A 24,347-nucleotide genomic window follows, 5' to 3' on the forward strand; every position below is an offset into this window, starting at 1 on the left:
ATATCGGTTTAGTGCTTGGTGGATGCGACACCGCAAGCAGGCGGGATCCGCGTGCGAACGCGATCGCGTTGCGCTCGCCGGGCGCTTCAAAGGAGAAGCCCATGAAGGTTCGTCTTACCCTTGCCGTCGCCGTCGCGGCGGTGACCGGAGTCGCGCTCGCCGGATGCACCGGAGCACCGGCCGCCGGATCTGCACAGGGATCCGGAAGCGGGAAGGTCGAGGGGACGATCACATTCCAGACCTGGTCGCTGAAGAACGACAAGTTCACGCCGTACTTCCAGTCGGCGATCTCGTCGTTCGAGAAGAAGTATCCGAAGGTGACGGTCAAGTGGGTCGATCAGCCCGCGAACAACTACGAAGACAAGGTTCTGCAGCAGGCGGAGTCGGGAGACCTGCCCGACGTGATCAACCTTCCGCCGGACATGGCGTATTCGCTCGCCAAGAGCAAGCAGCTCGCCGACCTGACGAAGGTGGACGCCAGTGCCCTCGGCGACTACGTGAAGGGCGGCGTCGGCGCCTATACATACGACGGCATGTCGGGCTCGTACGGGCTGCCCTGGTACCTCGGAACCGAACTGAACTACTGGAATGCCGACCTGCTCAAGAAGGCCGGCATCAGCGAAGCGCCGAAGACATTCGACGAGATGGCCGGCGATGCCAAGACGTTGATCCAGAAGACGGGGGTGCCGATGATCTCGTCGATCCCTGGGCCCACCTATCTGCTCTCGGTCGCGGGCGACGATCCCACGGTCGTCAAGGGTGACAAGTGCGTCATCGACACACCCGGGACGGAGAAGCTGGTTCAGACGTACGCGGATCTCAACAAGGCTGGAGCGGTCAGTGCCGCCGCGCTGTCCGGAGGCGCGACCGCGAACACGAACGTCAACGACTTCTACACCGGCAAGGTCGCCTGGACGACCGGGACACCGAACTATCCGTCGAACGTGCAGATCAACGCGCCGACGATGCTGTCGTCAGTCACGGCGACGAACGATTTCGGCACGCCTCCGCTGTTCGTGCAAGGGATCAGCGTCTCCTCGCACTCGAAGCAGACGGCAGCAGCTGTCGCGTTCGCGAACTACATCACGAACAACGAGAACCAGGTCGCCTTCGTGAAGCTCGCCGCCGGGTTCTATCCGGGCACCAAGGCGGCCAACGCCGACCCGTCGTCGTTCGCGGCCAAAACCGACAACGAGCCGCTGAACGCGGCGATGAAGCTCGGTGCGGCCGAGATGGACAAGGCGAAGGCGCTGGGCGCCCCGACCTGGACGACGAACATGAACACCTACGCCGTGCAGCATCTGCTCCTGGCGGTCCAGGGCAAGAGCACCCCCAAGCAGGCGCTGCAGGCCTCGGCCGCCTACTGCGAGCAGAACCTCCAGAAGTGATGGCGCGCGAGCGAGCGTGAGGAGATCCTCGTGAGACAACAGCGGTGGTTCACGCCGTACCTGCTGGTGGCGCCCGCACTGATCTGGGTGCTGGTCTTCGCCATCTGGCCGTTCCTGAACACTGTGGTGCTGGCGTTCACCGACGCGAGGCCCCTTCAGCCGGTGACCTTCACCGGACTGGACAACTTCGTGCGGCTGTTCCAGGATGACCGGTTCATCTACTCGCTCACGACATCCCTCGTGTATGTCGCGGTGTGCGTGCCGGTTCTGACGTTCCTGCCGCTGTTGCTCGCGCTGCTGGTGAACGGCAAGTTCCCCGGGCTGGGGTTCTTCCGTACGACGTTCTATTTTCCGGTGATCGCCTCGGCGGTCGTGGTGGCGATCGTGTGGCAGTTCCTCTTCTCGGGAAGCGGCACGATCAACTCGGCGCTGCAGTTCTTCGGCCTCGCCGATCGTCCCATCCAGTTCCTGTCGGACCGATGGCTGCTGATCTTCTGCGCCATCGGTCTGACGGTCTGGAAGGGCCTTGGCTATTACATGGTCGTGTACCTCGCCGCGCTCACCGGCGTCTCGCGAGAACTGCACGAGGCCGCGGCGGTGGACAGGGCCGGCGCCTGGCGCCGGTTCTGGGCGGTGACGGTGCCGGGTGTGCGCGGCGGAATGCTTCTCATCTCGGTGCTGATCTGCGTCTCTGCGATGCGTGTGTTCACCGAGCTCTACGTGCTCTCCAACGGCACAGGAGGCCCGGGCGGCCAGGCGATGAGCATGGTCATGCTGATCCAGCAGATGGGTGAGGGGCTCAACGGCCAGATCGGCTACGCGTCGGCGATCTCGATCGTGCTGTTCCTGCTCACGCTGGTACCGCTTGTCGTGGTGGGTCTGGCGAACAACGGCGACCAGCTCAGGGAGATGCTCACGAACCGGCGTATCGACCGAGCGACCCGCCGGGCCGGCCGGCAGCTGAGGGCACGATCGAAGGCACAGGCGAAGGCGGTGACGGGATGAGCATGTCGACGAGCACGTTGCAGGCGAAGACCGACGTGGAGTCGCGACGCCGGCCACCGCGCAAGCCGCCTCGGGAACGGCCGTTTCGCACGCGCGGCTCCGCAGACATCCTGAAGCCGTCGCTTAGGGGACTGATCGGCAAGTACGTGCTGCTGGTGATCATCCTCGTCATCATGGTGTTCCCGTTCTTGTGGCAGCTCTCGACATCGTTCAAGGGCGTGAGTGAGAACATCTACAACTTTCCGCCGAATCTGATTCCCCCCGAGCCGACGTTCGCCAACTACGCCCAGGTGTTCCGCACCATCCCGGTGCTCAGTTACGCCTGGCACTCGCTGCTCATCGGCGTCGGCACCGTGGTGTTCAACGCGGTCTTCTGCACGCTGGGCGGCTATGCGCTCGGATGCCTGAAGTTCCGGTTCAAAGGCGTCATCATGGCGCTTTTCTTCGCGACCCTGCTGCTGCCCGGCGAGGTCACGCTGACCAGCAATTTCCTCACGATCAAGTCGCTGGGACTCGCCAATACGCTGACGGGCGTGTTCCTGCCCGGCGCGATCAGCGCGACGAACGTGCTGCTGATGGCCGCGGCATGCAGGCTGATTCCGAAGGAGACTCTGGAGGCCGCGACGATCGACGGCGCGAACACGTTCCAGCGGCTCTACCGCATAGTGTGGCCGAACATCCGCGGCATGGTTTCGGTGGTCGCGCTGTTCGCCTTCATCGGTGCGTGGGACGACTTCCTCTGGCCGCTCTATGTGCTCTCCGATCCGGCGAAGTACACACTGACGGTCGGCATGCAGTATCTGAACTCCAACTTCGGGGCGAACCCGCGCGTCATCTCCGCAGGCACGATGATCGCGCTGATTCCGATCATCCTCATCTTCGCCGCGTTGCAGAAGTACTTCTTCCGCGGCGTCGAGGAGGGCAGCGTCAAGGGCTGAGCGGCGCGGGAGCGGTCTCGGACGCTGATGGCGGTACCGCGGACAGGGTCGCGCTCACGGCATCCCGTTCCGAGCAACTGAGGTTGCTCAGCTGAGTCACGGCTGGGAATAAGCAACGCAGGTTGACATCGCCGTATGAGCAACTTATGTTGCTTAACGTGAATCCCGTACGCATACCATCGCCCGTCGGCGGAGCGGCCGACCGGCTCGCCGCCGTCGTCGCGCTGCGCGACCTCGCGGACCGGCTGGAAGACGCCGCCGTCGAGAACGCGTTGCGCGACGGCTGGAGCTGGGGGCAGGTCGCCGAGGCGCTCGGCGTGACCCGGCAGGCGGTTCACAAGAAGCACCTGAGACGTCTCGTCGACGCCGATATCGACCTGAGGAGGCGTCGTGGACATTGACATCGACCGCGTACCGCAATCGCTACGGCCCGTCGTGACAACCGCGTTGGAGGAAGCCGCACGGCGCGGGGCATCCGAGGTGGGCCCGGAGCATCTGCTGCTCGCCCTCACTCGGCTCGCGGACACCCCGTCGGCGGCGATCCTCGCAGACGTGGGCCTCTCGCATGCTGGTCTGGATGCCGCCCTCGACGAGGAGCGGGCGCGGGCGCTCGCCGTGGTGGGCATCCACGATCTCTCCGCCGACCTTCTGGTGGCCACCCTCGACACCAAACGCCCGGCGTGGGCGTCGTCGACACGTGAAGCGCTGCGACGCTCCCAGTCGAGCGGCGCCCGGGGGCGCCGACGACGCACCTACGACCTCGACGTGCTCTACGGCATCGTCACCGCGAATGTCGGAACCGTACCTCGTGCTCTCGAATATGCGGGCATCGACAGAGACCAGTTGATCGGGCGGGTCGAACGCGAACGCTTGGCTGCGGAGAGCGAACTGCCGCGCTCTGGCCATCAGGGCGGCCATCAGGGCCGAAACTCCCGGCCCGAATGACCGTCTGACCCCTGACCGAAGTGACCGTCTGACCCCCCGGTCAGCGGATATCGACGACTTCGTACCGGAGCCGGCATTTGTCGCGCCAGCTTTCAATGGCCAGCCCATCGGGTTCCGCATCCGTTCCGCTTTCACCTCGCGCACGCCGCGCGACAGCGCCTGTAAGCGAGGTGTAAGCGCTGCGAAAGCGGCCCCTCGCATGCTGGATCACGACTTCACCGCGCCGCTCGGCGCTCACAACCACCACAGAAAGGACTGGCGCATGAACGCACAACGGCATGACTCCAGCCGCCGAACCGCAAGTGCCGACTGGGCCATCGAGGCCCACGGCCTCGTCAAGACGTTCGGCGACAACCGCGCGGTCGACGGCGTCGACCTGCTCGTTCGCCCCGGCACGGTCTACGGCGTGCTCGGCCCGAACGGCGCGGGCAAGACCACCACCATCAGCATGCTGGCCACGCTGCTCAAGCCTGACGCCGGCAGCGCGACGGTCTTCGGGCACGATGTGATGAAGGAGGCGCAGATCGTGCGCCAGCTCATCGGTGTCACCGGCCAGTACGCCTCGGTCGACGAGACGCTCTCGGCCACCGAGAACCTCGTCATCTTCTCCCGCCTGCTCGGTCTCGGCCGCAAGGAGTCCAAGACGAAGGCAGCCGAGCTGCTCGAGGAGTTCGGCCTTACCGGGGCGGCCAAACGCCCGCTGAAGAAGTTCTCCGGTGGCATGCGCCGCCGTCTCGACCTGGCTGCAAGCCTGATCGCCCAGCCGCCGCTGATCTTCCTCGATGAGCCGACCACGGGGCTCGACCCGCGCACGCGCGCTCAGATGTGGGACACCATCCGGCGCCTGGTCGCCAGCGGCTCGACCGTGCTGCTGACCACGCAGATGCTCGACGAGGCCGACCAGCTGGCCGACCGCATCGCGGTGATCGACCGCGGCAGGGTGGTCGCGGAGGGCACAGCCGACGAGCTGAAGGCATCCGTCGGCACCTCGTCGCTGCAGCTGCGCATCGAAGACCCTGCCGACACGGCCGACGCCCTCACGGCGATCGAACGCGTGCTCGGCGTGCGCGGAACGCTGTCGCCTGAGGCCGCGCGCATCACCGCTCCCATGGCGGATGCCGACCGCGTGACCGACCTGCTCGTCACCTTGCGCGAGGCGGGCATCCATCTCACCGAGATGAGCGTCACGAAGCCCAGCCTCGACGAGGTCTTCCTCACCATCACCGGCCATGACGCGGCCGACCAGAACGACGCACCCGAGTCGAACGACGACGGCGCAGAGAAAGAGAAGGTGAACGCATGAGCGCCATCGCGACCGCGCCGGCCCGGGAGCGCATCACGCCCCCGTCCGAACGCAACCTCAAGAACCACACCGGTCCGTCTCAGACGCTGCGCAACACGTTCACGATGGCCTACCGGGGCCTGGTGAAGATCCGCCGCACTCCCGAGCAGCTGGTCGATGTGACCCTGCAGCCGATCATCTTCACGCTGATGTTCGCCTACCTGTTCGGCGGAGCCATCGCCGGCAACGTGCAGAGCTATCTGCCGCTGCTGATTCCCGGCATCCTCGTGCAGACCGTCATCACCACCTCGGTCGTCACCGGCGTTCAGTTGCGTGAAGACATGGACAAGGGCGTGTTCGACCGGTTCCGCTCGCTGCCGATCGCGCGCATCGCGCCGTTGTCCGGCGCATTGCTGGCAGACACCGTGCGCTACGCCATCGCGACGACGATCACGTTCGTGGTCGGCTACCTGATCGGCTACCACCCGGCGGGCGGATTCGGCAGCGTCGTGCTCGCCGGCCTGCTGGTCATCGCCTGCTCCTGGGCGATCAGCTGGATCTTCGCCTTCTTCGGCGTGATCGCGCGCACGGCATCCAGCGTGCAGGGCATCTCGATGCTCGTGCTGTTCCCGCTGACGTTCCTCTCCAACGCCTACGTGCCGGTGAAGAGCCTTCCCCAGGTGCTGCAGTGGTTCGTGAACGTCAATCCCATCTCGCACCTCGTCACAGCGGTGCGCGACCTGGCGAACAACGGCACCGTCGGCGTCGACCTGTGGATCTCACTGCTCGGCGCCGCCATCATCGTCGCGATCTTCGCCCCGCTCACCGTGCGCGCCTACATGCGCAAGGCGTAGAACGGAATCGGGAGTCTCCGGGGGTGCAGGTGGTTTCGACAGACTCGACCAGCGGCGGCGCTGAGCCGGTCGGCCGGATCGCGCGATTCGTGCGCGAACCGGCCGGCCGGCCGAGCCAGCGGGCCGTCGCGTTCTGGGCGTGGAACGCCGTGGTCGGCTGGTGCGTCTTCGTGGGCCTCCAGCTCGTCTGGATGCTGTTCGCGGATGCCTGGACGAGCCCCCTGCACCTCGGCGGCCTAGCGGTCACCGCGGTCGTCGCGATCGTGCACGTGTCGATCATGCCGAGGTGGCGCTACCGGGTGCACCGCTGGGAGATCACGGACGACGCCGTGTTCGTGCGCAGCGGATGGCTGACCCAGGAGACCCGGGTCGCCCCGATCGCCCGCCTGCAGACCGTCGACTCCCGCAGAGGGTTCCTGCACCGCATCTACGGGCTCACCACTGTCACCGTCACGACGGCGTCTTCGGCGGGGGCCCTCAGCATCCACGCGCTCGACGACGCGGTGGCCAGGGATGTGATCGCCACGCTTACCGCGGTCGCGCAGCAGACGCCGGGGGACGCGACGTGAGCGACTCCGACTCCGACCCCATCCCGTGGCGCCGCCTGAACCCGCGCATGCTGCTGGTGCATCCCGTGCGGGAACTCATCAGGTACCTCCCGATTCTGCTGCTCGCCGTCGTCGCCGGTTCGGTCGGGGGCGAGCCGTGGTGGACGTACGTGCTGTCCGGGCTGGGAGTCGTGATCGGCATCCTGCGCTGGGTCACCACCAGCTATCGCATCACGCCGACGCATGTGCAGGTGCGACGCGGGTTCCTGAACCGGCGGATGCTTTCTGTGCCGCGGGAGCGCATCCGCTCGGTCGACGTCGACGCCACCCTGTTGCACCGCGTCGTCGGGCTCGCGGTGGTCAAGGTCGGCACCAGCGCCTCGCACGGGCAGGACGGGCTGGACTTCGACGGCATCGCGGCCGTCGACGTGTCTGCGCTTCGCGCGGAGCTGCTGCGGGGCGCGCCGTCCGGGATCGCCCGAGTCCGGTCCTCGAGCTTGTCGAAAGCGGGATCCGGCAACGCCGGTTTCGACCAGCTCAACCAGCGAGATGGCGGTCTCAACCAGCGAGATGGCGGTCTCAACCAGCGAGATGGCGGTCTCAACCAGCGAGATGGCGGTCTCAACCAGCGAGATGGCGGTCTCAACCAGCGAGATGGCGGTCTCAACCAGCGGTATGACGGCCTCGACCAGTCGGACGTCAGTCTCGATCAGAGAGACGACGTGAACTTCAGCGGCTGGAAGTGGTCGTGGGCGCGGTTCGCGCCCTTCACCCTCACCGGTGTCGCCGCGCTGTTCGCCGCCGCGTTCTTCGCGCTCGAGCTGCAATTCTTCGATGGCGGTCTGCTCGTGCGGCTGCCGGTGGTGCGAGCCGGGATCGACGCTGCACGGCGCATCCCGCCTGTCGAACTCGTGATCGGTGCGGCGTTCGTGCTCGTCGTCGCGGCTTCCATCATCGCGCTCGTGCGCTACGTGCTCTCGTACAGCGGCTTCGCGATCTGGCGAACGGATGCCACGACGCTGCACGTGCGTCACGGCCTGCTCCGCACGCGGCAGGTCACGCTTGACGAGCGCCGTCTGCGCGGCATCAGCCTGAACGAACCGCTGTCACTGCGGGCGGTCGGCGGCGCCTCCGTTCACGCGATCATGACAGGACTCGGCCGGGACCGCGCAGGACTCGTGGTGGTCGAACCCGCCGGTCCGCGGGCTGACGGGATGCGCGTGGCCGCCGCCGTGCTTGACACTTCCACCGGGGGAGTGGACCCGCTCACCTGCGAACTCGAGCAGCACGGGGTGCGCGCGCATCGGCGCCGGTACACCCGCGCGGCCGTCGGCGTCGCGGTGATCGCAGCCGTGGCGCTCCTCGCCCAACTGCTCGGCTACGTCAGCGCACCGGTCTGGTTCGTCTTCGTGGGTCTCGCGCCTGCTGCGGCGCTGATCGCCGAGGATCGCTGGCGGGGGCTCGGCCACGTTCTGCTTTCGACCCGACTCGTCGCCCGGCACGGCTCGCTGGCGCGCAAGCGCATCGTGCTCGACACGGCAGGCATCATCGGTTTCACCGTGCGCCGCTCGTTCTTCCAGAGGCGGGCCGGGCTGGCGACGCTGATCGCGACGACGGCCGCCGGCCGCCACAGGTACTCGATCCCCGACGTACCCGTCGAGGAAGCGTGGCGCATCGCAGACGGTGTGCTGGTGCGCACTCCGCGTTCCGGGCAGCGGGCGGCCGCGTCAGTCGATGAGTCGCGCACTCACATCATCGACGGCTGAGATCATTTCGTCGTTGTAGGGCGCGATCGTGCCTGGGCTGTACGTCACCGAGCGCAGCGTCGAGCGCGAGTGCGGAAACGTACCCCGGCGCGTGTGCAGATCCCAGTCCACCGGACCGCCACCGTCGAATCCCACACTGATGCCGGTGAACGGCGCCATGCCGATCAGCATCGGAACGCGGTCGAGCGCAAGTGTGCCGGTACCGTCGACGTCGACGGTGATGCGCCACGCGAATTCCGCGAGCGCCTCGAAGTCGACGACGATCCGCGAGACGATCGGGCTGACGGGCGCGCTCACCCGGTGCATATCGCCGTACGCGTTGTACGACAGGTGGAGCAGGTCGTCTTCGGCGTAGACGACGTACCCGCCGCCCTGGTCACCGTGTGAGAACAGGACGCCATCGCCGATTCCGTGATCCACCAGTGCTTCGACTGTGAAGGAGCGCAGCCCGGTCAACCGGGCGCTGCGCCAGCGCTCCAGCGTGGGTGTCCCCGGCGTGATGCGCACCGGCCGCGACTGCTCGAGGTCAGTCGAAGGGCGTCGCCGGAAGAACGAGGGATCATCGACCGACGGGAACACGGTGTTGTGCCAGGCTGCACGCCGCCACTTCTCCGCCGACTCCGCCACAATGTCCGGGTGCTGCGCTGCGAGATCGATGGTCTCTGCGGGGTCTGTTGCCAGATCGTAGAGATGCCAGTCGCCGAGATCATCGTCACGTTCGCCCAGAACGGGCGCAACCGCCTTGTATCGGCCTGAATAGAACGCTCGCTGCGAGATGTTGGCGAGATACTGTTCCGATCGCGCGGGTGTACTGGACGGGTCACGCAGCATTGAGGCGAAACTTGCGCCGTCTTCTTCTCCGGTGGCGACGCCTCGCACACGCCCTGGGCGACTCGCCCCGGCGAGCTCGAGCAGGGTCGGGGCGATGTCGGTGATGTAGGCGAATGACCGGCGGACGCCGTCGTCGTCCGGTTGCCGAGAGAGTCCGGCCGGCCACGAAACAATGAGCGGTGTGTGCACGCCACCCTCGTACACGGAGCCCTTGTAGAGCCGGAACGGCGTGTTCGAGACGTGTGCCCAGCCGGTCGGATAATGCCCGTGAACGCGTGGGCCCCCGATTTCGTCAGGGTCGCGGGGCACGTCGGCCACCCAGTCGGCGGGAAGTCCTGCAGCCTGGACGAATCTGCTGAAGTAGCTCCGCGTGCCGTCGAGTCCGCCTTCTCCCGTTCCCCCGTTGTCGCTTGTGAAGACGAAGATGGTGTTCTCGTACTCGCCCAACTCCTTCAGATGAGCGACCACTCGCGCCAAGGATTGGTCGATGGCGTCGACAGCGGCCGCGTAGACCTCCATGTGCCTGGCGAAGAGCTTCTTCTGCCCGTCATCCAGGTCGTCCCACGCTTGAACGCCCATGGTCTGTTCCGGGCCGGATGCCGAAAGCCTTGTGCCGTCAGGGAAGAGCCCGTCTTCCCCCTGCCGCGCGAATCGTGCCTGACGGATGGCATCCCACCCCGCGTCGTAGGCGCCCTTGTACTTCGCGATGTCGGTCTTCTTCGCTTGCACCGGTCCGTGTACACCGTGATGGGCCAGGTAGAGGAAGAACGGCTTCTCGGCACTGCTCGCGCGATGCGCGTCGATCATGCTCAACGCCTCGTCGGTGAGCCGATCGGTGAGATATTCATCGTCTCCGAACTGCTCGGTCACGACCGTGTTGTCGCGAACGATCCGATGCGGGTGGTAGAGGGTGGTGAAGCCATCCATGCTGCCGAAGTAGTGATCGAATCCACGCTGCACCGGCCACGACGAACGGTCGGCACCGTCGTGCATGAGTGATTCGAGCGTGAGATGCCACTTGCCGACCATGAATGTGGCGTAGCCGTTCGAGCGGAACGACTCGGCGAGAGTCGGCAGGTCGTCGGGCAGGAGCATCCGATAGCCGGGATACCCGGGGTCGGCGTGCGCAACGAATCCGAAACCGGCCCGGTGCGGATTCGCTCCGGTGAGCAGCGCCGCCCGCGACGGCGAGCACAACGTAGTCGCGTGGAATGAAGTGAATCGGTAGCCCTCGTCCGCGAGCGCCTGCACGGCCGGCGTATCGATCTCGCCGCCGAAGGGGGAGACATCGCTGAATCCCATGTCGTCGACGAGGATGACCACCACGTTCGGAGCGCCGGGCCTCGCGCTGTCCGGCGCCGGCCACCAGGGGGTCGACTGCGATGTGCGCGTAGCGATCTTGCCAGGGAAACCCTCGTAGCCACGTGATCGCACGTCGATCGGTCGGGCCTGGTGCACTTCAGCCATGAGCATCGTTCCTCGTCAGTTTCGATATCGGCACAATTCGATATCGGCGCAGTTCGTTATCGTGCAGTGATTCCGGGCCGTCATGAGGCCCGCTGGACACGTCCGACTAACCGGCCGGTTGAATCTGACGCAACGTCGGGAACATCATTCCCACCACCGGTGTCACGGTGATGTTCTTCGTCGAAATGTAGGTGTTGTCGTTCTGATACCAGACGTCGAACCATGCATTGTCGACCAGCCACGTGTTCACGGCCTTGATCGCGGACTGCTGGGCAGCACCCGGAGCGGCGTCCAACGCCGTGTCGACCCGGTTCTGCAGCTCGGGGAACTTGTCCACCTGCGGGTTCGGATTGAACCACTGGGGGCGGTTGACCGGGCGTTCCACGGTGAGGACAGGATTCGAGTACATGGTCAGCACCGCGATGAAGGCCGGGTACGTGGGTGCTTTGCTCATGTAGTCGGAGTACTGCATGTTGTCCCAGGTCAGTGCGATTCCGAGCTGCTTGAAGACCTGGTCGACCGCAGCCTGCCAGGGGGTGAACGGTTGTGCCATGGGCATGTGAAGACTGAAACCGTTCGAATACCCAGCGTCGGCCAGCAGCTTCTTGGCTTTCGCGATGTTCACGACGTAGCTCTTGTCGAGCGCCGAATCGTTGATTCCCATGCCGACCGGGAACACCTGATGGGAGTCGGCTCCGAGGCCGTTTCCGACAGTCTTCAGCATGGCGGCACCGTCGAACGCGTAGTTCATGGCCTGTCTCACCTGTACTTTGGCGAACGGATTCGGCTGTGCTCCGGCATGGTCCGTGAACTGCAGCCCGACCCACTGCGATGGCTTGTTCTGAACGTTCCAGTCCTGCTGTGCAGCCTGTTTGACGGCGGTCTCATCGCCGTAGTTGACGTTGATCTGCCCGCTCATCATCGCGTTGTCGCGAGCCGTCGCATCTTGAATGGGCTGGATGGACAGCGTGTCGAAGGGGAACTGCTTCGCGTCCCAGTACCCCTTCACCTTGTCGAACACGTACTTCGACCCGGGCAGCGAGGCCTTCGTGTCCAGCGTGTACGGCCCCGACCCGATCGGGTCCTTCGCGAGGGTGCCGGCGTCGATCGCCTTCGGCGCCATCATCCAGCTTCGCCCCATGGCCATGAGCGCAAGCATCGTGCTGTCACGTCGAGTCAGGTCGACGACCACGGTGTCGGCGTTCTCGGCGCGGAAGTCCTTCACGCTGACGTAGGCTTCGCCGGACCTGGCGCCGCGCTTCAAGTACTCCAGGCTCTTGACCGCTGCTGCCGCGTCGAAGGACTCGCCATCGCTGAACTTCACGCCGGCTCTGAGGTGGAACGTGACCGTCAAACCGTCGGCGGCGACGTTCCAGCTCGTGGCCAGTGAGGGAGTCGGTTCGCCCTTGCCGTTGATGGCGACGAGCCCGTCGTACACGGCGGAGAGGTAAGGCCCGTCGAATCCGATGTCGGCCTTCGACGGATCCCAGTTGGTCACATCGGCGAAGTTGCCGATGTTCAATGCTCCCGCGGATGCTGCCGTCTTGGCGGGGGCCGTGCCTGAACCACCCGTGCAGCCGCTGAGCACTAGGCTCGCCGCGGCCGCGATGGTCAGACCGACAACGACGGACTGCTTCTTGATCACGAAATACCCCCTTGTGTTGCGCGACATTCAGTGCAGGCGGCTGCCGAGAGTGACCCCAACTCGCGTCTGCGATGCGTGAAAGGCTACGGGTGTAGAAAGAACCCGTCGGTACGCGTCGCGACTTAATGCGCGGGTGGAGAGAAGCGTTGCGTGGATCGTCAACAGTGCGCCATGGATCGCGAGCGGAGGCAACTCGCCCGAACCAGCGGAATCGCGCCGTCTACACGAACAGCGGGCGCAACGAACGCACGACCTCGATGACGCGAGCCGCGCGTTCATCGAGCGTCATGGCATCCACACGTGCGGTCACCGCATCGACGTCGAGTTCAGGATGTGCGCTTCGGGTGTCGCCCAGCGACCGCTCGGGATCCAGAGACGGAAAGTCGCGTCGCGCATGGATGCCGCGAGCGAGCGCGAGCAGCTCGAGCCCGCTCGCGCGCCACATGCTGGCATCGGGATCGTCGCCGGTGGTCGCCAGCAGCCACATCCCAAGGCCGATCACCCCTACGCCGGTGATCGGCCGGTCGATCATTCCGGGCCGCACGCGGTCGTCGCGTAGCAAACGGCTGCGGAGGCGGCGCGCTACGAGCCTGGTGCGCGGATCGTCGCGCGCGCCGATTCGCACCGACGCGACCAGATAACCGGCCGCCGCGCCGTAGTACCAGGGTGCGAACCCGCCGGGCGGATCGCCCCACGTGCGCTCGGCCACGCCGTACAGCCGGCGCGACTGCTCGAGGTTTCCCTCGGCCCCGGCGATCTCGGCCAGGCCGGCGAATCCGATCGCCTTGAGGTCGTTCCAATCGAAGCTGTCCTGGTCGCCCTGCAGGCGGGAGAGCTGATCGAACACGATACGCGCCTCCTCATGTCGCCCTAGGGCCAGATCGTTGACGGCGACGAGCCAGTCCAGCTGACGCAGGTCTTCTCCGGCGTTCAGCCGCTCCAGGTTCGAGCGCGCCACTGTCGCCCAGCCGACCACTTCGGTCGAATCACCTCGCTCGCTGTGCAGCTGAGCAAGGTTGTGCGCGGCCATGCCGAGGGTCCAGACATCCTTCGTGATCTGCGCCTTCTCGTACGCCTGCTCGCACGCGGCGATGGCCTCGCCGGTCCGGCCGGAGTTCTCCATCAGCTGCGATTCGATGATCAGGCCGAACGAGGCGACTGCCGGGTCGTGACTCGTGCACAGCTGCCTTACCACGTCCATCGCGTCGGACAGCACAGGCATGACGACGAGCAGGCTGAGCATCGCGTTCAACTGCGGGTCGCGTGCGGGTCCTCTGGCGTGCAGTCTGCGCAATCGAACGATGGAGCGGATGCCCTGCCGTGCGTCGTAGATCAAGGAGGTCGCCCCGATCATGCCGAGGGAGACCATCGCGGCGTCGCGGTGACTCTGGTCGGGCTCATATCGTCGCAACACCGGAAGCACCTGAGGGGCGAGGCCAGTCACTTCGCTGTGTGCGCCCCGCAGTGTCCAGTGCATACCGAGCGCGGCGAACACGCCCGCCGTGGTCGGCGCGTCGGCGACGGCTATCGCGTCGCGCAGCGCGGCGACGAGGTTGTCCTGCTCCTCCTCGACGCGGTGGAACGTCGCCACCTGCTCCGCACCGTAGGTGGCGTCGAGCACGGCGAGCGCGAACGCGTCCGCCCAGGCGCGGATGCTCGCAGCCACGTCGTCCACCTCGCCCGCTTCCTGCAGGCGCTGGTCGCCGAACTCGCGAACCGTCTCCAGCATGCGATAGCGCACGCGGCCGGTGTGTGGACTCTCCACGGCGGACAGCAGGGACTGGTTGACGAGACCTTCCAGGTCTTCTTCCACGTCGTCGGGCGATCCGCAGACGGCGGCGGCGGCATCCGCTGAGAAGCCGTCGACGAACATCGACAGCCTTCGCAGGGTGCGCTGTTCGGAGCCGCGTAGCAGGTTCCAGCTCCAGTCGATCACAGCGAGCAAGGTGCGGTGGCGCTCCGGGGCTGCACGGTCGCCGCCGCGCAGCAGCGCGAATCGATTGCCGATGCGACGCTCGATCTCTTCGACCGACATCGAGCGAACGCGCGCCGCCGCCAGCTCGATCGCCAGCGGCAGGCCATCGAGCTTCGCGCACAGACGCTCGATGGTCTCGGTCGGAAGCACGACAGACGGCCGCGCAGCCCGCGCCCGCTCGATGAACAGCGCAACGGCGGGGCCGGGCAGCGCACCGGCGTCACCTTCGGCGATGGCTGGCAGCGGCTCCAGTTGATACACCTGCTCGGCTGCGATCATGAGCGGCGAGCGACTCGTGGCGAGCACTCGCACGCCGCGCGTCGAGGCGAGGATGTCCGCGATCCACTCTGCCGCCGCATCGATCAGGTGCTCGCAGTTGTCCATCACGAGCAGTGTGGGCCGCTCGTCCAGCGCGCCGAGGATTCGGGCGCGCACGTCGACCCGCACTGCCGGATCGCTCAGCGTGAGCCGCGTGCCGGTGAACTCGCGGATGCCGAGCGTGGAGGCCAACGCGAGCGGAACGTCGTCGCCGGTGCGCACGCTGGCCAGCTCGACGACGACGACGCCCGGCATCCGCATGGCACCGCTGCCTGAGGTGGAACGAGGCTCCTCCTCGACACCGGCGGCCGCCCGGGCCGCCAGCGCCTGCGCGAGGCGGGTCTTGCCGAGGCCGCCGGCGCCGAGAATCGTCGTCAGTCGCGCGGAGGCCATCAGCTCCTCGACGGCGGCGATGTCGTCATCGCGCCCCACAAGCTCGTTCGGCGGAACACGGATGCCGACCCGCAGCGTGCGCGCAGGCTCGGTCGTGGTTTGGGCCCCCGACGCCGGTTCGGAACGGGCCGCGAAGCCGATCGAGAGGCCGCGCGATGGGGGCTGCGCCCGGAGCAGCCCGGCGTTGAACGCGATGAGATCGGCCGAGGGGTCGGTGCCGAGCTCGTCGCGCAGCCGCTCGCGGAATTCGCCGAACTCACGGATGGCGTCGTTCGTGCGGCCGGTCGCCGCGATGGCTCTCAACCGCAGAAGTTCGACGGTCTCGTCCAGGGGCGCCGCTTCCGCCAGCCGCGCGAGGTCGGCGAGTGCCTCCCGGGCGTCGCCGGCCTCCACCCGTGCCGTCGCTCGCTGCAGCATCAGCTCGCGGTGCAGTGCGGCCGCGACGGAGACCAGTCGCTCGGCGAGCTCGCTCTCGCCAAGGTCGGCGCCCGGTTCACCCCGCCACAGCTTCAGGCCGGCGGATGCCCGCGCCTCCGCTTCGTGCCAGTCGCCATGCTCGATCGCCGCCCGCGCATCGTGCCCGGCCCGCGTCGCCGCGGCCAGGTCGCTCCGGTGGTGCTGGCCGCCCTCGGCACACTCGTCATCCCGATGAGGGTCACCGCTCGAGCCGAGCGCGTATCCGCCAGGCGTGGAGTCGATGAGCCCGTCGACGGCGACGGAGCGCACGCGGGAGACGAGCGTCTGCAGGGCTGCCTTCTCGTTGCGCGGCGGGGCATCCTGCCAGAGATCGTCGGCGATGCCGCGCACCGAAAGCGCACCGCGAGCGAGCGCCAGTGAGACGACGAGCGCCTTCGCCGTCGCGCCACCGGGCTCCACGGGGTCTCCGGCGGCCGATTCCACGAGTACGGGCCCGAGCACGGCGACCCGGCAGGTGGCGGTGCGGCTCGCCTGGCTCATTGCGATTCAGTCTAAGGGCGACCGAGGCGGGTGTCGTGCGAGCTTGTTTGCAGGGCCGAACCGACTGAGTCCCCGATCGGTGCAGCGGCAATGCTGGGGCCCTGGTCGGGCCAACGCCGCACCGAGTGCCGAGTGCCGAGTGCCGAGTGCCGAGTGCCGAGTTCCGAGTTCCGAGTGCCGAGTTCCGAGTTCCGAGTTCCGAGTGCCGAGTGCCGAGTGCCGAGTGCCGAGTGCCGAGTGCCGAGTGCCGAGTGCCGAGTGCCGAGTGCCATGTGCCGTGTGCCCGAATGCCCGAGTACCGCGTACCGAGCACCCAGTACCGCGTGCCGCAAATCGGAGACACGCCGGTGGGCGGCCGCAAGAGGCCCCGTCGCCGCGGCCCCCACGGCGTGTCTCCGATTTGCCGCACCGCACCGTGCGGCCCGGGTGCGGCCCACGCGCGGGCTTGGTGCGGCCAGGATGAGGCCATGGATTGGTCCGAGTTTTACACCGCACAGACCGGCCGCGCGTTGCGCCCGACGTTCGCCGCCGCGATGGATGCCTGGCGCGAATCACACGGACGAACCACAGGCGACGCGATCGACCTCGGCTGCGGCGATGGAATGGAGTCGCGGGCGCTCCTGGCGAGCGGATGGCGCGTGCTCGCGGTCGACGCGGATCCGGGCGTTGTCGAGCGGGTCACGGCGGGGGTGCCGGAGAACGAGCGCGAGCGGCTGACGGTGCGGCGGGCATCCTTCGAGGAGCTGGCGGGCGAGGAGCTCCCGCCCGTGGACCTCGTGTACGCCGGATTCGCGCTGCCGTTCTGCTCCGGCGACGTGTTCGAGCGGCTGTGGGCAGGCATCCGTTCGTCGCTGCGCCCCGGTGGCCTCTTCGCCGGCGAGGTCTTCGGGCCGCATGACGATTTCGCGACCTGGCCGGATGTCAACACTCACGATCGCGCCGATGTCGACAGCTTGCTCGACGGGCTCGACGTGCTCCTGCTGCAGGAGGACGACCGTGACGGCGCCTCGTTCGCCGGTCCGAAGCACTGGCATGTGTTCCATATCGTCGCAGCGGCGCGGTCAGCACGCCATGGATGACGAACGGGCGGAAAGGCCATAGGGTCGACGGATGCCCGTTCCCGCCGACTGGATCGAACACCGCCGCCACGACCGCGAGCTCGTGGGCTGGATTCGTCCTGCACGGGGCGACGACGGCGAAGGCGACTTCGTGGTGGTCGACCTGCTGGGCCGTGAGCGCACGGATGCCGTCGACTGGCTGACCGCCGAAGAGGCGTTGGAGGAGCTCGGAATCGGTTACCTCGCCGACCCGTACGAGCTGCTGCTCGACGACGGCCGCTGGTTGCGCGTGCGCATCACCGAGGTCTCGTCGGATCAGATCCGGGTCAAACGCGACGACTGGGGTGCCATCGACATTCCGCTGCTCGAGTACACCGTGCCGTTTCCGATGCCGCGCACCCTGCGCACCGTCGACCCTGCCGCGCCGGTCGAGCCACCCTGGGGTTAGCCCGGCGATGGCGCGTCGGCGTGCCGTCTTGCGAGCGCGAGGTGCGCGTCGGCGTGCCGTCTTGCGAGCGCGAGGTGCGCGTCAGCGCGCCGTCTTACGGGCAGAGATGACGCCGGTATCGAAACCGAACAGGTAGAGGTTGCCGTTGAAGCGGGCGTGCTCGATCTTGATGCACCTGTCCATGACTACCGTGAGGCCCTTCTCCTCGCCGTAGCGGGCGGCATCCTCGTTCCAGATGCCCAACTGCACCCATACGGTGGGGGAGCCGACCGCGACGACCTCGTCGATCACGGAGGGGATGTCGGAGGGCTTGCGGAAGACATCCACGATGTCGGGCACTTCGGGAAGGTCGGCGAGCGATTTGTACACCGGCTGGCCGAGGATGGTGTCCGCGTTCGGGTTCACGAAGTACACCCGGTAGTCGCTGGACTGCAGCAGGTAGGTGCCGACGAAGTAGCTGGCGCGCGATGGGTTCGACGACGCGCCGACGATCGCCACCGACTTCGCCCGCTGCAGGATGCCCAGGCGCTGCTTCGCGTCCGGCCCGACCCAGGTGCGCTGCGATCGCAGCAACCGCGCGAGAGGCGAATCGGCCGGCAACTCGCAACTCAAGCCGTTCGGAAGTTGCGTGACCGTGGTGCTCTCGTCCGTCGCAGTGCTCATCGCTTACCCTCCAGCGCCCTGGTGAGCGCCTGGTCCAGATCGTAGATGATGTCGTCGGGGTCTTCGATGCCGACGCTGATGCGCACAAGGCCCGGCAGCACGCCCGCGTCGTGCAGCTGCTGCTCGGTCAACTGGGCATGCGTCGTGGACGCGGGATGGATGACCAGCGTCTTCGCGTCGCCGATGTTCGCCAGGTGGCTGGCGAGGTCGACCGACTCGATGAAGCCCTGCCCGACCTCGCGGCCGCCCTTGACGACGAAGCTGAACACGCTGCCGGGGCCCTCCGGCAGATACTTCTTCGCACGCTCGTGATGCGGATGCGATTCGAGGCCCGCCCAGTACACGTGCTCGATGCGCGGATCGGCATCCAGCCACTCGGCGACGGCACGAGCGCCCGCGATGTGCGCACGCATGCGCAACGGAAGCGTCTCAACGCCCTGCGCGAGCAGGAAAGCGGCGAACGGATCCAGTGCCGGCCCGATGTCGCGCAGCTGCTCGGCGCGCAGCCTGGTGAGAAAGGCGTACTCGCCGAAGTTGCCGTTCCACTGCAGATTGCCGTAGGTGTGCACGGGCTCGCTGAACAGCGGGAAGCGCGGGTTGTGCCAGTCGAACCGGCCGGACTCGACGACGACGCCCCCGAGCGTGGTGCCGTGCCCGCCGAGAAACTTGGTCGCCGAGTGCGTGACGATGTCGGCACCCCACTCGATCGGCCGGTTCAGGAACGGGGTCGCGATGGTCGAGTCGACAACGAACGGCACGCCTGCGGCGTGTGCGACCTCGGCGATCGCCTCGAGGTCGGCGATGGCGCCCGACGGATTCGCGATGGTCTCGACGAACACGAGCTTGGTCTTGTCCGTGATGGCGGCCGCGTAGTCGGCCGGGTCGTCGCTGTCGACGAAGGTGGTCTCGACACCGAACCGGCGCAGCGTCACGTCGAGCTGCGTGACCGACCCTCCGTACAGGCTCGAAGACGCGACGATGTGGTCACCGGCGCCGGCGAGGCTCGCGAACGTGATGTACTGCGCGCTCAGACCGGATGCCGTCGCCACCGCGCCCAGGCCGCCTTCGAGGCTCGCGATGCGCTCCTCGAACGAGGCGACGGTCGGGTTGTTCAGGCGCGAGTATATGTTGCCGTACTTCTGCAGCGCGAAGCGTGCGGCGGCGTCCGCCGCGTCGTCGAACACGAACGCCGTCGTCTGGTAGATGGGGAGCGCGCGGGCGCCGGTCACGGGGTCGGGGATGTTGCCGGCATGGATCGCACGTGTGCGAAAGCCGAATTCGCGGTCTGCCACCCCGCTACCGTAACGGAGCGTCACGCGCCCGGTGCGCCCGGCCGTAACACGGCGTCAACCGGAATGTCCCGCTCCCGCTGGTTGAGCCTGTCGAAACCAGCGTCAATGCGGCTGGTTTCGTTCCCTGGCGTCCCGCCAACCGCCGCTGCGCGGCGTCCGGAGCCTCCGGCGCCGGGGCCCAAGCTCAACCAGTGGGGGCCGCTCAACCCGCGGGGGCCGCTCAACCAGTGGGGCCGCTCAACCCGTGGGGGCCGCTCAACCCGTGGGGGCCGCTCAACCCGCGGGGGCCGCTCAACCCGCGGCTTGCAGCGCCTTCAGCAGCGCGGTCCCGTCCGGCACACCGAGGCCGGTGCAGGCATCCCACCCGGGTCGTGCGGCGAACGCGCCGTTGTTGCCGGTGACGATGTCGCGGAACCCCGGTGCGGTCGCGGTGGCGGTGGCATCCGGGTATACCCGCAGCGACAGCAGACCCAGCCGTGTGCCGGTGGCCTGCACGAGGCGCGCAGCGAGCGCAGCCCACAGGGGGGCAACGGCGCTGGTTCCGCCGATCACCATGTCGGTGCCGTCGACCCGCACCCTGTAGCCGGTCTGCGGGTCCGCGTCGCCGGCCACGTCGGGCACCCCGCGCCCCGCGTACCCACTGGGAGTTGTGGGCACCCCCACCGTGTCCTGCCATCCGGGCAGGCCGAACGAGTCGCTGACGCCGCCGCCGGTCGCCCCCCGACCGGGTCCGTCGTTCCAGACCACCTCGGAGGTCACCTGATCCGTGGAAGCGTTCGCGTTCAGGCTCGTTCCTCCGCACGCCAGGATGTGGGGGCTGGATGCCGGAAAGTCCACGTGCGCCTTGCCGTCGGTCACGCGGTCCGCGCTTCCGTCGTCGCCGGCGGCTACCGTGACGGTGACGCCGAGGCCCGCAGCATCCACGAGGGCGTCGTCGAACGCCGTGCGGGCCTGCGCGGTCCAGGTGCCTTCGCTCTCGCCCCAGCTGATGCTGATCGCGTCGGGTGTGGGCTCGGCGTGCGCGGCGCGGGTGACGGCATCCACGAATCCGGCGTCGGTGTTGGGTGCGAAGTACACGACGATGTCGGCCTTCGGGGCGATCGCTCCGATCACCTCGATGTCGAGCAGCACCTCGCCGTCGGCACCGTTCGGGTCCCCGCCGGGCTGATTGGATGCTCCGTCCATGCCCACAGCCGTCACGTTCGGTGTCGTGATTCCGAGCTCGCCGAAGTAGGTGTCGAGGTCGGCCTGGTCGAACCCGCCGCCGAGCTCCACGATGGCGACGGTGCGGCCGGTGCCGTCCGTTCCGGCCGGGAATCGGTAGATGTCGGCCACCTGATCGGGGTAATAGCTGATGGCCGCGGCCGAGGCGGACACGGAGACGAAATGAGCGGTGGCCTGCGGGCGGTCGTCGAGGCCGAGCACGGCCACAACGCGGTCGCGCATCGGCTCCGGCACACTGAGCGGTCCGCTGCGCTGGCGGAACTTCACGGTCTCGCCATCGCGCGGCTCATGCGTCGCGCTCTCCAGGGTGGTGTCGAACAGTTCCTGCACCACGCGGGCGGTCGCGCTGATGCGGATGCGCCGCTCGCCGGCATCCACCGAGATCACCTCGGCGCCTGCCGCTTCCGCCTCCGCCACGACGGCATCGATGTCGGCCGGATCCGCTCCGTAGCGTCGCACGAACTCGTCGCGGGGGAGCGGGTTGCGCAGCACCTCGTCGGGAACGGGCTGTCGCCTGCGCAGAATGAGCGTCGCCTCGACCTGCTCGTCGTCGGCGAGCGGAGTCGTCGACGACGTCAGCGGCTCCCGGTGACTGCCGGGCAGTTCGCTTCGCGAGGCCTGTTCGTTCGACGGCGCCTTTTCATTCGACGGAGGCTGTTGTTCGCTCATGACTACGGCATACCACCGGGATGCGACAGCGGATAGGACTTGCCCCGTGTGCGGGTTCCCTTCGTGCCGGGCCTGTCGGATTCGCTGGCCGGCGCCTATATCCACCCGATCGTGCCGATTCCGGTGACCACGTTCGGCAGCCACATGTGCAACTGCCAGTACCAGAACGGAATCTGCATGCCCGTCCACAGCGGGTAGAAGAACACCGAGACGACGACCACGATGCCGAGGAACACGGCGAGCAGGCTGAGGCCGCGCACCCGCCGATACGAGTCATCCCTCGGTCTGCCGACGATGAGCGCGAACACCGCGGCGAGCGCCAGGTACACGTATGGCGTGAACGCGATCGAGTAGAACGTGAAGATGGTGCGGCCCGCGTAGAGCATCCACGGCAGGTAACCGGCGGCGAGACCCATCAGGATCATGCCGTGCCGCCAGTTGCGGTAGCGGATCAGCCGATAGATCAGGTAGATCACGGCGGCGGTGCCCGCCCACCAGATGATCGGGTTGCCGAGGTCGGTGATGGCCGATGAACATCCGCCAGGGGCCGTACACCCGCCGACCCCGTACTTCGTGCCGACGTAGTACATGCTCGTGGGGCGCAGCATGAGCAGCCAGGTCAGCGGATTCGCCTGGTACGGATGCGGCGTGTGCAGGTTGATCGAGTACCCGTACATCTCGGCCTGGTAGTGCCAGAGATTCTGCGCCCAGTCCGGCACCCACGACAGAAGACCAGTCCACTTCACATCGGCCGTCGTCTGCACCCAGTTGCGGTAGTAGCCGCCGGGGTTGATCAGCCATCCGGCCCAGGTGCCCACATAGGTGATGAATGCCAGCGGCACCATGAGCACGAACGAGACGATCCCGCCCTTCAGCAGACCGGCCTCCGGCCAGAACGGAATTCCGGCACGACGTCGGGCGAGCCCGTCGACGATCAGCACGTACACCGCGAAGAAGGCGAGAAAGTAGAAGCCGGTCCACTTCACGCCCGCGTCGAGGCCGAGCAGGATGCCCGCCACCAGCAGCCACGGGCGCCACCACATCCACGGGCCCCAGCCGAGCTCTCGCCCCTCGACTCTGCGACGTGCGATCCACACCGCGAGTCGCCTCTCCTGCCATGTGCGGTCCAGCAGCAGGCAGCCGAACGCGAGCAGCGCGATGAGCATCACCGAGTTGTCGAGAATGGCGACCCGGCTCATCACGATCGCGTTGCCGTCGATCGCCATCAGGAAGCCGGCGAGCGCCGCGATCAGGGTCGAGCGGAACATCCGCTTCGCGATGAGCATGAGTACGACGACGGCAAGAATGCCGACCACGGCCGTCGAGATTCGCCAGCCGATCGTGTTCTGGGCGCCGAAGAGTGCGAGACCGGCAGCGATCATCCACTTGCCGAACGGCGGATGCGCGACGAACTCCGGATCGCTCGTGTACGCATTCACGTCGCCCGCCGCGAACCGCGGATCGATGTTCGCCGGCCAGGCCGCCTCCCAGCCCTTGTGCATCAGTGTCCAGGCATCCTTCACGTAGAAGGTCTCGTCGAACACGAGGGCGTGCGGATCGCCGAGCGCCCACAGCCGCGCGACCGCCGCGATCAGCGTCACCAGCGCGGGAAGCCCCCAGCTGTACCAGCGCAGCCGGGCCGGCGTGTTGATCGTGCGGGCGAACCACCTGTCGAGCCGCGATCCGGTAGGTTCGGCGCCCGATGCCAGAGGCCCGGTCGTCGCGAGGTCGGCAGTCACGACCGCAATGCTATGAGGTCGCCGCGTCTCGGCGTCACCTCCGCGGCTGGTATGACTGACACGTGATCATCCTCGCGGCGACGCCTATCGGCAATCTGGGGGATGCCTCCCGTCGGCTGGTCGAGGCGCTCGAGAACGCCGAAGTGGTCGCCTCCGAAGACACCAGGGTGACGCAGCGGCTGCTGCAGGGGTTGGGAGTCGGGAACCGTCCCCGGCTGATCGCCATGCACGATCACAACGAACGGGAGCGCTCGGCGGAACTCGTCGCACTGGCCCGGAGTGCCGACGTTCTGGTGCTCTCCGACGCAGGCATGCCCACCGTCTCCGATCCGGGCTATCACCTGGTGACGGCCGCGATCGAGGCCGGGGTGACGGTGACGGCGATCCCCGGGCCGAGTGCCGTGCTCACCGCGCTCGCCGTGTCAGGGCTGCCCACCGACCGGTTCACATTCGAGGGGTTCCTTCCGCGCAAGCCGGGGGAGCGGGCGTCCGCTCTGGGCGCGCTCGCCGACGAGCAGCGCACGATGCTGTTCTTCGAGTCACCGAACCGCCTCGCCGAGTCGCTGAGGGCGATCGCACACGCGTTCGGTACGTCACGGCGCGTCGTCGTGTGTCGCGAACTGACGAAGCTGCACGAGGAGGTGCGTCGAGGCACCGCCGACGAGCTGGCGGAATGGGCGGATGCTGGCGTGCGCGGTGAGATCGTGGTCGTCGTCGCGGGGGCCGAGCCGCGCACCGTCGACCTCGCCACCGCCGTGCAGGAGGTGCTGCTGCTCACCGCCACCGAGAGCCTGAAGGATGCCTCCGCCTCCGTTGCCGCAGCCACCGGCCTCTCCCGCCGCACCCTCTACGAAGCGGCCCTCCGAGCCCGCCGCTAGCCCACCGGCCACCCCGATTCCGTCAACATGACGGATCGCGCTCTCCTGCCCAGAACATGCCCGA

The 24,347-nt window shown here is 67.3% G+C and carries 19 protein-coding genes; 12 read left to right on the forward strand and 7 right to left on the reverse strand.

The window, feature by feature from the left end; genetic code table 11:
* Positions 1–101 precede the first annotated feature (101 nt).
* The 9 genes from ACYVDK_RS05740 (at position 102) to ACYVDK_RS05780 (ending at position 8,726) form a co-directional block, all read left to right on the forward strand.
* Positions 102–1,388 carry a type 2 periplasmic-binding domain-containing protein gene (locus ACYVDK_RS05740; protein ID WP_460519246.1) on the forward strand — a complete coding sequence of 429 codons (1,287 nt, stop codon included), beginning with the start codon at positions 102–104 and terminating at the stop codon, positions 1,386–1,388.
* Positions 1,389–1,418: 30 nt separating this feature from the next.
* Positions 1,419–2,393 (forward strand): carbohydrate ABC transporter permease, encoded by a 975-nt coding sequence (locus tag ACYVDK_RS05745; protein WP_460519249.1) that lies wholly within the window; start codon positions 1,419–1,421, stop codon positions 2,391–2,393.
* Positions 2,390–3,331, forward strand: a complete 942-nt coding sequence (locus tag ACYVDK_RS05750; RefSeq protein ID WP_460519252.1) for a carbohydrate ABC transporter permease — start codon at positions 2,390–2,392, stop codon at positions 3,329–3,331. Before ACYVDK_RS05745 ends, ACYVDK_RS05750 begins: the two co-directional genes overlap by 4 nt.
* Before the next feature lie 146 nt (positions 3,332–3,477).
* Positions 3,478–3,732 carry a hypothetical protein gene (locus ACYVDK_RS05755; RefSeq protein ID WP_460519255.1) on the forward strand — a complete coding sequence of 85 codons (255 nt, stop codon included), beginning with the start codon at positions 3,478–3,480 and terminating at the stop codon, positions 3,730–3,732.
* Positions 3,722–4,276: a Clp protease N-terminal domain-containing protein gene (locus ACYVDK_RS05760; RefSeq protein WP_460519258.1), complete on the forward strand. Its 555-nt coding sequence runs from the start codon at positions 3,722–3,724 to the stop codon at positions 4,274–4,276. The genes ACYVDK_RS05755 and ACYVDK_RS05760 overlap by 11 nt, the downstream gene beginning before the upstream one ends.
* Positions 4,277–4,538: 262 nt before the next feature.
* Positions 4,539–5,579 carry an ATP-binding cassette domain-containing protein gene (locus ACYVDK_RS05765; protein WP_460519261.1) on the forward strand — a complete coding sequence of 347 codons (1,041 nt, stop codon included), beginning with the start codon at positions 4,539–4,541 and terminating at the stop codon, positions 5,577–5,579.
* Complete coding sequence (locus ACYVDK_RS05770) at positions 5,576–6,412, forward strand: ABC transporter permease (RefSeq protein ID WP_460519264.1); 837 nt, start codon at positions 5,576–5,578, stop codon at positions 6,410–6,412. The genes ACYVDK_RS05765 and ACYVDK_RS05770 overlap by 4 nt, the downstream gene beginning before the upstream one ends.
* Before the next feature lie 23 nt (positions 6,413–6,435).
* Positions 6,436–6,981, forward strand: coding sequence for a PH domain-containing protein (locus ACYVDK_RS05775; protein ID WP_460519267.1), 546 nt, complete (start codon positions 6,436–6,438; stop codon positions 6,979–6,981).
* Positions 6,978–8,726, forward strand: coding sequence for a PH domain-containing protein (locus ACYVDK_RS05780; protein ID WP_460519270.1), 1,749 nt, complete (start codon positions 6,978–6,980; stop codon positions 8,724–8,726). Before ACYVDK_RS05775 ends, ACYVDK_RS05780 begins: the two co-directional genes overlap by 4 nt.
* Here ACYVDK_RS05780 and ACYVDK_RS05785 read toward each other — a convergent pair.
* The 3 genes from ACYVDK_RS05785 to ACYVDK_RS05795 all read right to left on the reverse strand — a co-directional run bounded on the left by ACYVDK_RS05785 (position 8,688) and on the right by ACYVDK_RS05795 (position 16,312).
* On the reverse strand, positions 8,688–11,024 hold the full coding sequence (locus ACYVDK_RS05785; protein ID WP_460519273.1) for an arylsulfatase: 2,337 nt from the start codon (positions 11,022–11,024) through the stop codon (positions 8,688–8,690). The genes ACYVDK_RS05780 and ACYVDK_RS05785 overlap by 39 nt on opposite strands.
* 106 nt (positions 11,025–11,130) lie before the next feature.
* A complete protein-coding gene (locus tag ACYVDK_RS05790; RefSeq protein WP_460519276.1) occupies positions 11,131–12,696 on the reverse strand; it encodes an ABC transporter substrate-binding protein in 1,566 nt (521 codons plus the stop codon).
* Between the two features lie 193 nt (positions 12,697–12,889).
* Complete coding sequence (locus tag ACYVDK_RS05795; protein ID WP_460519279.1) at positions 12,890–16,312, reverse strand: AfsR/SARP family transcriptional regulator; 3,423 nt, start codon at positions 16,310–16,312, stop codon at positions 12,890–12,892.
* A 467-nt stretch (positions 16,313–16,779) separates the two neighbouring features.
* On the opposite strand from ACYVDK_RS05795, the gene ACYVDK_RS05800 reads away from it, so the two are divergent.
* Together ACYVDK_RS05800 and ACYVDK_RS05805 are read left to right on the forward strand one after the other, a co-directional pair.
* Positions 16,780–17,391 carry a class I SAM-dependent methyltransferase gene (locus ACYVDK_RS05800; RefSeq protein ID WP_460519282.1) on the forward strand — a complete coding sequence of 204 codons (612 nt, stop codon included), beginning with the start codon at positions 16,780–16,782 and terminating at the stop codon, positions 17,389–17,391.
* A gap of 31 nt (positions 17,392–17,422) precedes the next feature.
* On the forward strand, positions 17,423–17,818 hold the full coding sequence (locus ACYVDK_RS05805; protein ID WP_460519285.1) for a hypothetical protein: 396 nt from the start codon (positions 17,423–17,425) through the stop codon (positions 17,816–17,818).
* 81 nt (positions 17,819–17,899) lie between these two features.
* Here the strand turns inward: ACYVDK_RS05805 and ACYVDK_RS05810 are convergent, their stop codons facing one another.
* From ACYVDK_RS05810 to ACYVDK_RS05825, 4 genes are all read right to left on the reverse strand, one after another.
* Positions 17,900–18,481, reverse strand: coding sequence for a CoA-binding protein (locus ACYVDK_RS05810; protein ID WP_460519288.1), 582 nt, complete (start codon positions 18,479–18,481; stop codon positions 17,900–17,902).
* On the reverse strand, positions 18,478–19,773 hold the full coding sequence (locus ACYVDK_RS05815) for an O-acetylhomoserine aminocarboxypropyltransferase/cysteine synthase family protein (RefSeq protein WP_460519291.1): 1,296 nt from the start codon (positions 19,771–19,773) through the stop codon (positions 18,478–18,480). The genes ACYVDK_RS05810 and ACYVDK_RS05815 overlap by 4 nt, the downstream gene beginning before the upstream one ends.
* 291 nt (positions 19,774–20,064) lie before the next feature.
* Positions 20,065–21,666, reverse strand: coding sequence for a S53 family peptidase (locus tag ACYVDK_RS05820; protein ID WP_460519294.1), 1,602 nt, complete (start codon positions 21,664–21,666; stop codon positions 20,065–20,067).
* Between the two features lie 95 nt (positions 21,667–21,761).
* A complete protein-coding gene (locus ACYVDK_RS05825; protein WP_460519297.1) occupies positions 21,762–23,405 on the reverse strand; it encodes a dolichyl-phosphate-mannose--protein mannosyltransferase in 1,644 nt (547 codons plus the stop codon).
* Between the two features lie 62 nt (positions 23,406–23,467).
* On the opposite strand from ACYVDK_RS05825, the gene rsmI reads away from it, so the two are divergent.
* Positions 23,468–24,283 carry a 16S rRNA (cytidine(1402)-2'-O)-methyltransferase gene (rsmI, locus tag ACYVDK_RS05830; protein WP_460519300.1) on the forward strand — a complete coding sequence of 272 codons (816 nt, stop codon included), beginning with the start codon at positions 23,468–23,470 and terminating at the stop codon, positions 24,281–24,283.
* Positions 24,284–24,347 lie beyond the last annotated feature (64 nt).

The sequence above is a fragment of the Humibacter antri genome (assembly GCF_054777235.1).